The following is a 13,907-nucleotide window of genomic DNA, read 5'->3' on the forward strand; positions in this document are numbered from 1 at the left end:
AATCAGCCGTTCTCTGGCTGGAATGACGTGTTCCCCGACCCCGGCATGACGGTTGCCGCCATCGACCGGCTCGTGCATCACTCGACGATCTTCGAGCTGAATGTTGAGAGCTATCGCCGCCGTAAGGCCAGCGACAAACAGAGCGCGCGCCGACGACAATTACCCAACGACAACTACGAAGAAGGAGCGACAACCATGGCCTCTTAACCAGCGACAACTACACCCGTCGACCGGCCAAGATGGTTGTCGCTGACCGGCCGTGCTGCTTGACGCCGTCTAAGTTGTCTGCGCGTAGCGGAATCGCAGTTTTTCCGCTCGCATGCTACCTTGCTGCGAGGCGTTTAATTCCCTGCTAACGCACCACGTGCCCGCGCATCAGTGTTCGCATAACCGATGTTCCGGTCTGTTGCGCACACGCGATCGTGCGTGCAACAAACCACGACAGAAGGTGCGCAAGCATACGAGGCGTCGTTTCCCGATTGCCTTATACTGTTTGAAAACACCGACCGCCAGTCTGGGCACTTCCCCTGTGCCGCTCCCAGCAAGACAGTTGTTCAAAACACCACCGCCTTCTTCGCTGCGTCAGCACGGGGCACCGGGTCGCGTGGTATCCTGGCGGCACGCGATTTGCAATCACCTGTGCGAAAACAGATTGTTGCGCGGAGAATACTGAATGGATGAAAGAAAGCGCGAAAGCATCGTGGCCTATCTGAGGCGACGGATGGCCGAATTTGAAATCAAACCGGAAGACATCGCCACTTCAATTGCGGCAGATCAGGAGCGGTTGCGGGCAGTGCGCTTCCGCGACGCTTCCGGAAACACATGGGATGGCAAAGGCGCTCCGCCGCAATGGGTGGTTCAGGCGATCAGCGCCGGACAGTCTCTTGAGCATTTTGCAATTGATTCGGCATCGACCCGGGATCCGGGCAAGCGCACCGGCGCCGACTGGCGCAATGACCCGTTTGCTGGGACCAGACTTGCAGCAATCAAGACAGAGGGCGTTGGCGCCGCTTGAGAGCCGCTCCGCTCCAGCGCCGAATGGGCGCCAAGGTCATCGGCATCACACTTTCCCCGCAGGATCGGCAAACTGAGTTAAGCATCCGCATACGACCTCTTCTTCGCGTCGTTTCTCAACGCGCTTCGAAGGCAGCCGGGTTATGCGAGCACCGCCTTCCGTTCATGAACATATCCTGCTACTTCAGATTGACACCGTAGTGATCACGTCAATACCGGTGGATCCTGACAGGCGGACTGCTCAATTCATGGCGTAGCGATGCAGCACTGCCTGCCAACCATAGACAAATCGCCCTTCTCGAAGGCTGGTAAATCTGGCCACTCGTCGGCGAGCAGGGAGACCGCCCGGATAGCCAAATCGTCCTTAACATGCAGCCCGGCCTATATCCTCACGCCATGGGTTCGTGGACGTGATGACATCAGCATCGGAAAGTCGACGACCCCGCAGAATCGCTACCGCTCCTTTTTGAACATGCACCCGTAGTTCCTTCATTTCTGCGACAGCAGAACCGTTCGCTGCGCGCGACTTGCCGTCTCTGCAACACATGAAAAAATGTTTGAGATGGAACTCATATGGATGCGGAGATAACTCATGGTGAGAACGGCTGTGCGAACCGCGCTCGAATATTGTGTCATTACCAGCTTCGCTCTCGTTGCCGGTTTTGCGTCAATGGTCGTCTGCGAGCATGTACGCGAACACGCCGCGCAGTTGACGGCGACGGACTGGCCGCAGGCTGGACTGGGCGCCGCAGCATCTGCGGCGCTCGCGTTTCAGAAGGACCATGGACGCCTGCCCGATAGCCTCGACGAACTGCGCACCACTCGATCCGGGGCATACCTGCCCCGTGGCTTCGATCTCAAGGGCGTGCTGTACTTTCGCGATGGAGGCGGTCGTCCGCGGCTAAGCTGGCGGGACGATGTTGATCGTGACGCCGCGTACTGCACCCTTGCTGCCGCGCTGCACAAGGACTGCTAGCCGTCGAGTGCGCCGAGAGTATGCGAATGCGAAGGTGAATGACGACGTGCGAGCTCTCGAGTCCTGGCACACCAATCGTACACGCCGTGTTTCACCGTTGTGTGCTGAAGCCTTCCCTGTCACCGTTGAGGCATGTCGTTCGGTTTTCTGATGATCGAGCGATCAATGGTCATTCGCAAGACCAGGTGGCTCGCTCGACGACCGCTTACAGGCGAACACCCTTCGTTTCGCGGTCTTGATCGTCTCCTTCAGCGACGCGGTTGCCCAATGCACATGCGATATGGTCGCAATGACAGGCGCTTCGAAAAGATCCACACAGGACTGAAGGTCAAAGATCTGGCGCGAGATGCAATGCCTGCCCCCTGCGTCGGCATAACGCAAACCACGCCGCTCACAGTAACGACCGCGCACAAACCGGTCAGTGCGCCCCGCAAGGCTTTTTCAGCCTGAACGATACTTTTGGTCAGGTTCTCGCGAAAGTGGGCGGAATGAGTCCGACATCGCAATAAGGCAAAAGGCGGATCCAAACGCGCCGACGCCAGGGACGATGACGCGTATCACACCTGATTCGCGTTCTGCGGTCAGTATGAGCCAATACAGACGAACCGTTTCTCGTCCTGAACGGTGAGCTTTTCCGGGACTTCATCGATCCCGGTATCGCTTGCCCTACCGCGCTGGCCGTCCGAACCGCGGTTGCGCCAATGCCCTCGAGCATCGTGCACGCTCCGAGTGGGAACATTTTCCCGGTTCATCTCCTCCCCGGCCAGGCAGAAGCCCCCTCCTGAGCGAAACTTGCATCCCGGCAAACGCGCGCGATGATGGGGGTATTCAAAACGTAAAGGATACCTGAGCGATGAAAGCAGCCAACCACATCAAAATTACCGCAGCGCTTTCGGCCTGTGGGTACAGCGTCGACATGAGCCAGCACGCACGTCTACGGGCAGCCGAGCGAACGTCCGTTGCGCCAAGCCGTGTGCTGGAGTTGGTCACGACACGCTGTGCCGTGGCGCTGCCGTTTCGCTCCGCAAATCGCTCCTACCACCTCTTCCTTGACAAGGAAAAGATGATTTTCATGGTTGCGGTAGTCGCTATCGAGGGCGGCAGCGAGAGCAGTCCAGCGAGCGTCGTGACGGTTTTGACACGCGAGCACTTCGAGAATGATGCGGGTCCAATCGGGAAAAAGGCACTGCGCATCGCAGCGAGCCGTGTGCTTGATCCTGTCGATTTCAGACGTTGGGAACAGAGAGAATTCGGGCCGGGCGGCATGCGCCGCCGATACCGCGTCCTCACATATTACAAGAGGAAAGACGGCACTACTGGATGCAAGGTCTTCAACGACGCTCCGGTCTGTGAGCACTTCGTCGACGAGTATGCGCTCACGAACGCCGCCGGCCACCCTGGATTCTGGGACTGGTACGCCCGTCAGGCGAGCCGCGCCAGCCTGCCCATCGCTTCGGTTGTCTCGATGCGCATCGCGGACACTGACAAGATTCGTCTGGAGGTCTCCGCTCCAGCGCGCGAATGCCCCTGCTGCGAGGCGAAGAAGTCACAATAAGCGCAATTGCCGATCGCACGATTTCGATGTGCCCTGTGCCGGAGTCGCAGCGATCGGGAGTGAAAATGCCCCGGTCTCCCAATGACGGGAGAGACTGGGGCATTGCGCCCTGCACAGTGACCCCAGATGATGTGCCCAACCTTGTTTCATGGAATTGCATCATCGAGCCCATTGCCCGAATAGGCTCCAGCGCGATGCCCAAGCTTACCTGTCCCCAAAGATCGTCCGCATTCCCGGATCGTATGGCGCTTTCAGTACCTCGAGAGGATCGAGGAGCCAGCTCCGGGATGGGCCGGATTGAACAGATAGTTGTACGAATGAGGGAGAATGGCGCCCGGAACTTTGAGGAGCAACGCCTGCCCTGACGCCAGCCACTCACTACCGGCTGCCTGCGTCCGGTCCGCATTCTCGCGCCAATCATCGGGGATGACATTCGCCGCGAGCTCCGCGCCCGCAGCAAGTTCCACGCGAAGCAGTTGATCGTTATCAGGCAACACCCGCGGCGCCCCGAATTCGCGTGGTGCACCACGCCCTCCAGCAGCGCAAGCGCGGGAATTTCCGCCAGCTGGACGAAGGGTTGCCCCCGGTAGTGCCACCGGCCAGACGCCCTCAACCCGCCGATGCCCCGAAGGTCCGCGTAATTGCTGATCCTCCATAATTCCATCACGCGAGGTATCCCTCGTCGATTTGAACCAGCGCGTCCTCAACAAGGCGTGCACCGTGTTCCGTTGCTGCCATCTCGAGCGGCGTTTTCCCGGCAAATCGCTCCTTGCCGTCGCGAAGCCAGTTCATGGCTTTTTCCTGGCTTCCAGACACCGTCTCGGTCTGTGCAACTATCCTCGCGAGACGAATAGCCTTGTCGGACTCATCAGTTGAGAGGCGCTCGCCCTTCTGGCGGCGATGCAAGAGCGTTCGGCGAGGAATGGTAAAAAGGTGCTCTTCGGCCTTCAGACCATGCTCCCCGAGACGGTCAAGCACCTCCACGCCGATGCGCTGTGTCGCCAGCGCGGCAAGATCATTATCGGATCGGATAGTTGCCTGGAGCAAACTTCCCAGAAGCGAGAATTCGGTATGCCGCGGGTTGAAGCGTCCAGTGGGACGATACTCAACGGTAGTCATGGACCCTCCAGGCAAAATGCCCAATCGCCATGGGTATTTTTTCACAGATTGTGCCTGCCTGTTGTAGCGGTCCGCGCCGCGCAAATCGCGTGCGACCCATCTACTACGGCGAATCCGCTCCCCGCAGCCAGTCACAGCTGGCCGGCGCGCGTCGACCGGCAGTGATTCGAGGAGTCCAGGCGTACGTCCCCGGTCGTAAGGCAGCGAACCCAAAAAGGGCCCACTCCTGTCCAGTGAAAATTGTCGTCTCCCGGTACACGAACGGAAGATGCAGCGGAAAAAATCTCAACGCAGCGTTGTTGCCCTCCGCAGCACCTCCCGCTCCATCGCATCCCGGGGGCACTCCGGAGTTCCTTAATACGGCCCGTCAGGAAGCATCCGCTTTGCCGCAATCGCTTGAGAAGCGATCTTCCGGCCGGCTCGTCAACCCCGGAAGGATGCAGTCTTCGTTCAGGTCAGCATCAGGCAATGCGGGCATGCAGTTCGACGTGCGCTGCCGTGGCACGAACGATTTCGCGCGCCCCACGACCCGGATTGGGCATGTTTTCCACGATCACAAGCCCGGCATCACGCAGAACATCCACATCGCGCTTAACAGCGCTCCGGTCACGATGCAGGCGCCTCGCGATTGCAGACACCGAAGCCGGCTCAGCTTTCACGGTTCGAAATACCCCGAGGCGTGCCCGCGTCAAAACCTGCATAAGATCTTCCGGGTCCTCGAACTCGACACTGAATGTCTCGGCGATGGACTCTCCCCGATCCGCTGCGCGGGCGATATGCCTGCCTTGCGCAAAGAAATCGTCAGGCGTCCCAAGTCCGATACGCAATTTCTTCATGCACATCTCCCAAAGTCGATCCAAGGCTTTTCAAAAAAACCTCAACGGTCAAGCCGACGAGAGCACACGATGGGGCACGACGTCGACCTGCCGCGCAGTTCCGGCCCGATACTATTCTCCCTCCGATTCCTACCGGTGCAACTCGCGACTCTTCAAAGTTACAGTTCACCCGCTCACTGACAACGCATTCGCACAGGCGCATGTCCTTCTTCGCTGCTCTGTCCCTTTCTCGCATCAGGATCAGTTTTAGCCCGCTACTCGGCTGGGCTCGGGCAACAGCGTGCCCGTACAACGGGATGGACTAGCCGTGAGTTCGGCAGTGTCTTTAAAAAGTCAGTCTTCCAGTGGCCTGCTCATTGTCCAATTCCAGCAACTGGCCCGGGCCTTACGGTTACCGGGTTACCTAGCCGAAGCTAGGCGTCGAGTCCTTTTGTATCGGTGGAGACGAACCGAAGCGCATCCCACTGCCGTGAAGGCCTGGGTAAAGGTAGCGCTCGTACCTGGTTTGATTGCCCTCTTCCCGGGTTGGGATAGGGGGGCCCTCCGCCTGTCTGTCGCCGAAGTGCGATGAGTCAGCGGCCCGTCACGGGGACGGCAAAGGCCTCTTTGTGCGTGGGAGTTTGGTGGAATCCAAAAATCCAAAAGGGTCTGGGATGTGTTGGAACACGGCCCGGGATGCCCACTCGGCAAGGGTTTGGCCTTACCTCAGTATTGGATAGTATTTGGATTCGAGTGCTTCTGAAAAAAACGCCGTGAGGCGTTTGGGTACTTCAACTTCATCGAGGTCGGGTAGTTCGTGGACCTCTTCAGGGGGTGCCCGCTCGCGAGAGTTTGGGCTGCCGCAGTGGCGGCTTGGGTGTTCCTTGCGGCCCGGGGGCAACGTCCCGTCAGACTCACTGGAGCACAGTTAAACATATCAGAGGGATATGTGCAAGCGCTGCCTCGCCCCCAAAATCACTTCTATTCGAGATGAGGATTATTCACGGAATTTAGAGCGTTCGGACGACAGGAGAGCCGCGATTAACCGTAAGTTCGATCGATGTCTCTAAAAAACGTCTTCCAGGAGCCTGCCCATAGTCCAATGTCAGCCACTTGGTCCGAGCCTTACGGTTACCGGGTTACCTAGCCGCAGCTAGGCGCGGAGTCCTTTTGTATCGGAGGAGACCAAGCGAAGCGTGCCCCACTGCCATGATGCCCTAGCTAAAGGTAGCGCTCGTACCTAGGTTAGCGTGCCCTTCCTCCGGGAGAGTGAGAAGGGGGAGCCGTCCGCTTGTCTGTCGCATGCGCGAATGAGTCAACGACCCGTCGCGGCGACAGTGAGGCCTCCTTATGCGGGGGGGGAAAGGCTGAAATGGGACACACTGTAAAGGGTACGGGATGTATCCCATTTCCCCTTGGGAACCGTATGCGGTAAGGCCTTAGCGTTACCTCAGTATCCCAAAGTAGTCCCGTTCAGCTTGATTTTAAAAAAGCCGCAGTAAGGCGTTTTGGTACTTCAATTACATAGAGGTCAGGCGTTTCGCGAAGCTCTTTAGGCGGCGCCCGCTCGCGAGAGTTTGGGCTGCCGCAGTGGCGGCTGGAGTGTTCCTTGCGGTGGGAAGAGATGTCCAATCCGAATCGCTGGACTGAAGCCAATCATAATCGCTGGATATACGCAATATCTGCCCTGCGTTAAAAGGAAGTTCGACATCGTGAGATAAGGACTTTTCAACATTCATGCTGCATGCTGTTCGAACACCCGCACCCGAACAACACCTGGACGCGGCGTTTGGGGCTTTCACGTGCAAATGCGCAGCAATATGCCGTTCGTTTCGGCGCACTGGATTGAGTGTAGCGCGGGCAAATGATTCACGTGATTTGTTGGTATGTGAGGGTATCGATGAAGGTACGTGCGAGTACGTGCGAGTATGTGCAGGTATGTGCAGGTATGTGCAGGTATCGGTGAAGGTACGTGAAGGTATCGGTGAAGGTACGTGAAGGTATCGGTGAAGGTACGTGCAGGTATGGGTGAGAGTACGTGAAGATACCTGGGACCTGTCCGCATTTTTGTGGGCGAGGCGGTTAAAAAAGTCGTTACCCGCGGAGGGTATGGCAACGGGCAACTCACACGCGCTTGCGGCATCGTCACGGTCCGCCAGCGCCGCAAGCGGCGTAATGTTCATGACGCTCGAAGATGAAACCGGCACCGTGAACATCATCGTCTGGCAGTCCGTGCTCGAGAAGTTCCGACGCGAAGCATTGGGTTCGTCGCTGCTCGCCATCTACGGTGTGTCGCAACGCGAGGGCGAAGTGAGGCACCTGGTTGCAAACCGGCTCGTTGACGTCAGCGCGCTGCTTGGTAAGCTTCCGACCGCGAGCCGCAACTTCTGCCAGTGAGGCAACTGATGAACACTCACATGGGAACTGCGCTGATGCACAAACGCTGTCGGGCCGCCTGGGAAATTTCGCGGTAACCGCAACATGGCAAGCCAACGACCGCGCCGGATTGCACACCTCGACATGGACGCGTTTTACGCGTCCATGGAACTGTTGCGCTATCCGGAACTGCGAGGCAAGGCGGTCGTGATCGGTGGCGGGCGCAATGCAGCGCCTGAAATGTTGGCGGACGGCACACGCCGCTTTGCACGGCTACGGGATTATGCCGGGCGAGGCGTAGTCACGACATCGACCTATGAGGCGCGCGCCCTGGGTGTTTTCTCCGCAATGGGCATGAGAAAGCCGCTCAGCTCGCGCCTGATGCCATCCTCCTGCCTACGGACTTCGATTCTTACCGCCGCTACTCGCGACTCTTCAAGGACGCCGTTCACACGTTCACGGACCAGATTGAAGATCGCGGGATTGACGAGATCTACATCGATCTCACTGACGTGGAGGGTGAATCGCAGGATCTCGGCAACCGGATCAAGGCGGCCGTGCGACAGGCGACCAGCCTCACCTGTTCGATCGCGATCGCGCCAAACAAGCTGCTCGCAAAGATCGGCTCCGAACTGGACAAGCCGGATGGCCTTACCATCCTGTCGATGGCCGACCTCGAGACACGGATCTGGCCGCTGGCGGCGAAGAAGGTCAACGGCATCGGCCCGCGCGCAAACGAACGTCTGGCGAGCATGGGAATTACGACGGTCGGCGATCTCGCCGCAGCGGATCCCGGTCTGCTGCAGGAGCACTTCGGACACACCTACGCCGCGTGGCTGGCGAGAATCGCTCGAGGCCTTGATGATCGCGCGGTCGTCGTGTCTTCGGAGCCCAAGTCGATGAGTCGCGAAACGACGTTCGAAAGGGACATGCATGCAAGCCGGGACCGTGCGACCCTGACTCCTGCACTGACACGCCTTTGCGAACGCGTTGCCGAAGACCTTCAGTGCAAAGGCTACAGCGGCCGGACCGTCGGCCTGAAGATCAGGTTCGCGGACTTCAAGATCGTCACACGCGATCTGTCGTTGCCCGAGCCGGTTGCAGATGCGGCGGCGATCCGCCGCGCCGTAGGCGAGTGTCTGAAACGGGTCCCGCTCGATCGGCGCATTCGCCTGATTGGCGTACGCATCGGCTCACTCGACCGCGCCACAGGCGACGCTCCTGCCGCGACGCCGGCGCAATCGGAGTTGCCGTTTGATCGGTAACGACGTCGGATGCAACGGGACTTTCCGCCTGCCTTCCCGCTATGGGATCAACACGCGGACGGTACTGGCGGCCCGCTGCAGCCGCCACTCACTGATGTTGATGGGTGAAGTTAGCAACCGGGGCTTGCTTCAGAACTGGCTGCGGCTAGTATTGAAAATCGATCGGCCGTGACTGCGTCGCAGGCGATGCTGCACCTCGGCAATGTCATGCGAAGCCGCCCAGGCTATCCACATTCAGAGGAACCCGCAATGAAAAGACGAAAGCGACCTTCCCCGCTTCCTGACGAGACATCCAGTGAGCTCCAGGCCCGCCTGCGGCGTTTCGCCCTCGCCACACGTGAAGAAGCCCTGCGCCCTGCCACTGTTCCATTTCCGGAACACGTCACCGTACTTGCTGGCCCGCTGCGCAAGGTCCGCACGGAACCGGCTGGCGCACCCACTGAATCTGGACAAGACTGCAGTAGTGACCAGGAATCGGATGAAGATGAATAGCGGATCCGAAGACGTTTTCCCGCCTCTGGCTTGAACTGGGCTGCGTACGGGTCGCGCAGTGAATCTGCCATATACCGCGCGCCTTCGTTTGCGGTTCCGGCGACCACCCGATCCGCGGTCGAACGGCATCCATCACGTGACAACCATTTGATGGGGCACCGGTCCGGCGCAGGTCTTTGCTTCCATGGGACAAGTCGTTGTCGTTCATGTGCGATCCGGAGTCGATGATGCATCTCGCCCTGTCAATCAAACCTGCGGGGTCATGTATTCGGCAACATGCGTTTGACGTGCACGCATTCTCCTGAAGGTAGCCATTTCCCATGGACGGCGACCTTGCCGCCGCGCCGCCTCCGCGCATGTCTCAGGCAATGCAGCCTCGCGACGCTGTGAACGCCCCGAGTCCCCGTGTCGGGCGACACGTTCTTTGCTCCCCACTATTCGGCATCGAGAACACGGATGAGCAGGCCTAAAGCGCCTGCCCACATGATTTTTGTCGCCGTGCTCAGCCGCTCCCCTGCATTCCCGACGCACTAGTTGCTGCCACTGGTGTTTCAGCCGTCCATTCGGGAAGCTGGTGAGCCTCACGAACGTCATGCATGAAGCTTGCGGCTGCGCCATGGTGATGCTCTGTTACCTGCCGGCGCTACACATCTCCGGCCACGTGCTGCACTCGGGTCATTCCCCGGTGCAACTTGCGCTCTGAAAAACTCATGAGAAGCTGAAACTGTCACGAACGTCAGTCCCGAGTGTCGTGACAACGCGGTTGACGCGCTCCACACGCGCGTATTGGCATCCACCACGTTAAAACACGCGATATCACGCGCACAAGCTCACCAACATGTGAATTTGGAGTACGAACAAATGAAAAGCAAGCTCTGGAAGATTGCCCTCGATGAGGCGCAAGGGTTTCTTATTGATGTCCTTGCCCCTCTTGTCGCTTTGGTCAGGTGGCTACGCCGTCGCGACAGGAAATGAGTTCACTGCATCCCAAATCAACGGCCACTGCCTTCGGAGTCAGCTTATGAAGATTCGCCGGTTTACCTACAAACCTAACGGGCAATCCGTGACTCGCATTTCGAGCAAACGGATGACGCTCTATGTACCCGACGAAGTTCCTGTCGAGGTACTCCGGTTCTGGCTCGCACGTCTTACCGTAGATCTGCCTCGACGCCTGTCGACGCTGCGTTACGTCCGGCGGCGCGAAACCAGGAGAAAACGCGTCCCGGTTTGCCGGCTTAAAAGACGTTGCATCCGCCGCAGGCGCGTCCGCGTGCCGGTTCGCTTCTGGCGTCACGAAGCCGCCAGGTAGGCGCCCCTACTGATATTCCTGCTTCTCGCTGTCGACTTGCGTCGCGAGGAGCGGGTCACATACTGAATCCAGATCACCTTGACGACAATCCTCGTGTGGTCCGAAACCCTCTCTCATGAGATCAAGATGAAGACCTTACATTTCGCATTGCTTATCATAGTGCGTGTTGCCGTAGTTATCGCCTGCCTGGCTTATCTGCATCACGAATGGCACGCGCTACTTCACCATGAAACCGTGCATGCTCTTGCTGTTTCGGTTGTGACGCTCGTTGCCGCATCACTGGTCTGGACTCCAAACCGCGACGTGCGTGGCTGGACCTGGACAGCATTCATTGTGCTTGTCTTTGGCATGACGCTCGCAACACTCACCTTCACGACATGGAGTCCCGTTGCCATTGCTGCCATCGCAGCCGCTTCTTTCAAGCTTTGGCGTCTGCATCAGCGCCGTACGCCTGTCGGGATCATTGTGGAGGGCACGCGCGTCTTCATCCCGCTTGAGATGAAGATCACGCCCCAGCAGCCTGTACCAGATGTATATCCCGAAAAGCTGGCACCCGCGACACGCACCAGGCTGGCGGCTTCTGCAAACGAACTGCCTGCGGTGCAGGAGTTACCGGTTGCTCCGACGCCGGTACCGCAGCCGGTCGCCAGTCACGAGCCGCGTGCAGTACCGGCTGCGCAGGTACCCACGCCCGTCTGGGATTTCAGCGAGAACGTTCGAAAGCCGCGACATGACTTTTCAGCTGTCGTCGGTATGGACGACACCAAATCGCGCCTGTTACGCATTGCTAGAGGAATTCTTGAAGGCACGTCAATAACACACGGAAACGGCATCCTGCTGTTCGGTGACCCGGGGAACGGCAAAACGCTGTTCGCGGAGGGGATCGCGGGCGAACTCGACGTGCCCTTTCTATCAATCAGCTACGGCGATATCGCGTCGAAATGGGTCAACGAAACCCCTGCGAAGGTCAAGGCGGTCTTCGCTGAGGCGCGACGGATTGGGACCTGCCTTCTCTTCATTGACGAGATAGACTCGTTCCTCAAGCCGCGAGACGGAAACGTTCATTCAATGGATCGCGACCTGACCAACGTGATGCTCACCGAGATCGGTGGATTGCGTGGCTCAAAGGTAATTCTCGTCGCAGCAACAAACTTCCTTGACCAACTGGACAGCGCCGGCAAACGGGAAGGACGTTTCCAAAAGGTCGAGATCCCGGCGCCGGACCTTGCTGCCCGCGTTGCACTTCTCCGGCGTTCGATCACAGCGGAACTGGGTAAGGGTTTCGCCCAACGTGATCCTATTTCAGCGCTCGCCCGACGATGGGAGGGATTTAGCGCCGCACGACTGACAGCGTTGGGAGGTCAACTGCGCGAGATGCATCGGGATGGAAAATTCACGGGCCCGGTCACGTTCGAGATCGGCATGCAGGCGATGCGCCTTCTGCAGGGACGCAAAGGACGCCTGCCTGAGGGCGTCAAGGACATCTCTGAAATCATCATGCCTGATACATCCCGCGGTGCGCTGCGCAGTCTGGCTTACCGTATGAAGGAAGCAGAAAATCTTGAGAAGCTCGGCTCGACACTTCCACGTGGCGTCCTGTTTGTTGGGCCACCCGGCACGGGCAAAACGCAGGCCGCCATGGCTATTTCCAAGGCAAGTAATTTCGCTTTCCTAAAGATCTCTGGGGCGGACATCATCGCGGACCCACGTTCGTGGGACAGACTGTACCGTGAAGCGTGTGACATCCGTCCATGTCTCGTGTTCCTCGACGAGGTAGACGGTATCCTGCAGGATCGACGACACAGCGGACATGGCATGCTGACCGAAAAGATCCTCGACACGCTGGATGGTGCTTCCGGCCGGACACCCGATGTGCTCTTCATCGCGGCATCCAACCACTACGACCGAATCGACACTGCGGCGGTGCGTGGCGGCCGCTTCGAGGAAAAGATTCTTTTCGACGTTCCTACGAGCAAGGCGATGTCTGCATACGTACGGGCGGTTCTCGCCAACAAACTGGATGACGCCTGGAAAGTCGAACCCGAAGCCGTCACGCAGATGAACAGGCTTCTCGGCGGCCGGACTATCGCCGACGCCGACGCGCTCCTGCGCAAGGCGATCACCATCGCGGCAGTACGGCGCATGCGCGAACATACGGCGGATTTCCGGGCCACAGACGTGATACATGGGGCGCAAGCAATCTTCCCCTGATGACACGTACACCACCTTCATTCTGCCTCCGTCGCGACACTAAGTGTGTCGCAATGCGAGGCCGACTGCGAACTGCCGTTGTCGGGCCAGAAGCAGTCATTCATTAGCGGGCTTTGTGCGCCGTTTCGTCTGTTCTGGCGATTCGTGTTCGACGACCTGTACGACATCTGCCAATTGAATTTCAGGGTAGTGCTCACGCATGCCCTGGAGCATGACGGTGGGCGGCCAGTCCGCATCTTTGCCAAGGAACGCGGCCGCTTCGGACAGGGGCATATCCGTGCAACGCCATACCCAGACCACAAGAGACGGATTTTGATTGTCCAGGCATTCGTAACGGAGATAGCCCGGCTCGATGCGTCTTTCACGCCATCTAATCGTGGACGTCTTATCCCCTGATTTCACTTCGGGAAACAGTCGAGATACTAGTTTGAGTGTCTGCATAGATCGAGAATGTACAGGAACTTAGGCTCAGCCCCTGGGCGGCGACAATTATGTTGGCCGGTCGTTGACGATTGTTTTGGCCGGTGGTGAGGAGTCGCAGGCGGCGTAGCCGCCGGAGACGACGAGCCACCGGCAGCGCTGCGTCGGCGGGGCTTTAGGATGGGCTGATCGAAGCTTAAAGAAGAAGCGGTCAGCTCATGTCTGGAACCCGCATCACCGACCAACAGGTTCGTCTCTACATGAACAAGCGCAAACACCATCCGCAGGAAGTCGCGGCCGCCAAGACTGGCATCAGCGTGCGTACGGCACGCCGCATCGAGCGCGATGCCACGTT

Annotated in this window: 8 protein-coding genes and 3 pseudogenes; 7 read left to right on the top strand and 4 right to left on the bottom strand. The window is 58.7% G+C overall.

Annotated features, from left to right (window positions below; all coding sequences use genetic code 11):
- From A3CW_RS49685 to A3CW_RS0143205, 4 genes are all read left to right on the top strand, one after another.
- On the top strand, window positions 1–207 hold a 207-nt coding region (locus A3CW_RS49685; protein WP_028205504.1), incomplete at its 5' end, for an ATP-binding protein.
- A gap of 466 nt (window positions 208–673) precedes the next feature.
- Complete coding sequence (locus A3CW_RS0143195; RefSeq protein ID WP_028209040.1) at window positions 674–1,015, top strand: H-NS family nucleoid-associated regulatory protein; 342 nt, start codon at window positions 674–676, stop codon at window positions 1,013–1,015.
- 591 nt (window positions 1,016–1,606) lie between these two features.
- Window positions 1,607–1,990, top strand: coding sequence for a hypothetical protein (locus A3CW_RS0143200; RefSeq protein ID WP_028209041.1), 384 nt, complete (start codon window positions 1,607–1,609; stop codon window positions 1,988–1,990).
- An 853-nt stretch (window positions 1,991–2,843) separates the two neighbouring features.
- A complete protein-coding gene (locus A3CW_RS0143205; protein WP_028209042.1) occupies window positions 2,844–3,545 on the top strand; it encodes a hypothetical protein in 702 nt (233 codons plus the stop codon).
- A 204-nt stretch (window positions 3,546–3,749) separates the two neighbouring features.
- On the opposite strand, the pseudogene A3CW_RS54195 reads toward A3CW_RS0143205, so the two are convergent.
- From A3CW_RS54195 to A3CW_RS0143220, 3 genes and pseudogenes are all read right to left on the bottom strand, one after another.
- A pseudogene (locus tag A3CW_RS54195) lies at window positions 3,750–4,212 on the bottom strand (RES family NAD+ phosphorylase).
- Window positions 4,209–4,664, bottom strand: coding sequence for an antitoxin Xre/MbcA/ParS toxin-binding domain-containing protein (locus A3CW_RS0143215; protein WP_028209043.1), 456 nt, complete (start codon window positions 4,662–4,664; stop codon window positions 4,209–4,211). The pseudogene A3CW_RS54195 and the gene A3CW_RS0143215 overlap by 4 nt, the downstream one beginning before the upstream one ends.
- Before the next feature lie 461 nt (window positions 4,665–5,125).
- Window positions 5,126–5,500 carry an HVO_A0114 family putative DNA-binding protein gene (locus A3CW_RS0143220; RefSeq protein WP_028209044.1) on the bottom strand — a complete coding sequence of 125 codons (375 nt, stop codon included), beginning with the start codon at window positions 5,498–5,500 and terminating at the stop codon, window positions 5,126–5,128.
- Window positions 5,501–7,593: 2,093 nt separating this feature from the next.
- Here A3CW_RS0143220 and A3CW_RS0143225 point away from each other — a divergent pair.
- From A3CW_RS0143225 to A3CW_RS0143235, 3 genes and pseudogenes are all read left to right on the top strand, one after another.
- Window positions 7,594–7,876, top strand: a pseudogene (locus A3CW_RS0143225) (OB-fold nucleic acid binding domain-containing protein); the annotation flags it as partial.
- 84 nt (window positions 7,877–7,960) lie between these two features.
- A pseudogene (gene dinB, locus A3CW_RS49695) lies at window positions 7,961–9,120 on the top strand (DNA polymerase IV).
- A 1,927-nt stretch (window positions 9,121–11,047) separates the two neighbouring features.
- Window positions 11,048–13,132, top strand: a complete 2,085-nt coding sequence (locus A3CW_RS0143235; protein WP_028209046.1) for an AAA family ATPase — start codon at window positions 11,048–11,050, stop codon at window positions 13,130–13,132.
- A gap of 96 nt (window positions 13,133–13,228) precedes the next feature.
- On the opposite strand, the gene A3CW_RS0143240 is transcribed toward A3CW_RS0143235, so the two are convergent.
- A complete protein-coding gene (locus tag A3CW_RS0143240; RefSeq protein WP_028209047.1) occupies window positions 13,229–13,573 on the bottom strand; it encodes an ASCH domain-containing protein in 345 nt (114 codons plus the stop codon).
- Window positions 13,574–13,907: the final 334 nt, after the last annotated feature.

It is taken from the genome of Paraburkholderia nodosa DSM 21604, assembly GCF_000519185.1.
GTDB classification, from domain to species: Bacteria; Pseudomonadota; Gammaproteobacteria; order Burkholderiales; family Burkholderiaceae; genus Paraburkholderia; species Paraburkholderia nodosa.

What these genes read in the sequence shown, in the direction of transcription:
- A3CW_RS0143195 (WP_028209040.1), top strand. Translation starts at nt 674, where the DNA reads ATGGATGAAAGAAAGCGCGAAAGCATCGTGGCCTATCTGAGGCGACGG.
- A3CW_RS0143200 (WP_028209041.1), top strand. Translation starts at nt 1,607, where the DNA reads ATGGTGAGAACGGCTGTGCGAACCGCGCTCGAATATTGTGTCATTACC.
- A3CW_RS0143205 (WP_028209042.1), top strand. Translation starts at nt 2,844, where the DNA reads ATGAAAGCAGCCAACCACATCAAAATTACCGCAGCGCTTTCGGCCTGT.
- A3CW_RS0143215 (WP_028209043.1), bottom strand. Translation starts at nt 4,664, where the DNA reads ATGACTACCGTTGAGTATCGTCCCACTGGACGCTTCAACCCGCGGCAT.
- A3CW_RS0143220 (WP_028209044.1), bottom strand. Translation starts at nt 5,500, where the DNA reads ATGAAGAAATTGCGTATCGGACTTGGGACGCCTGACGATTTCTTTGCG.
- A3CW_RS0143235 (WP_028209046.1), top strand. Translation starts at nt 11,048, where the DNA reads ATGAAGACCTTACATTTCGCATTGCTTATCATAGTGCGTGTTGCCGTA.
- A3CW_RS0143240 (WP_028209047.1), bottom strand. Translation starts at nt 13,573, where the DNA reads ATGCAGACACTCAAACTAGTATCTCGACTGTTTCCCGAAGTGAAATCA.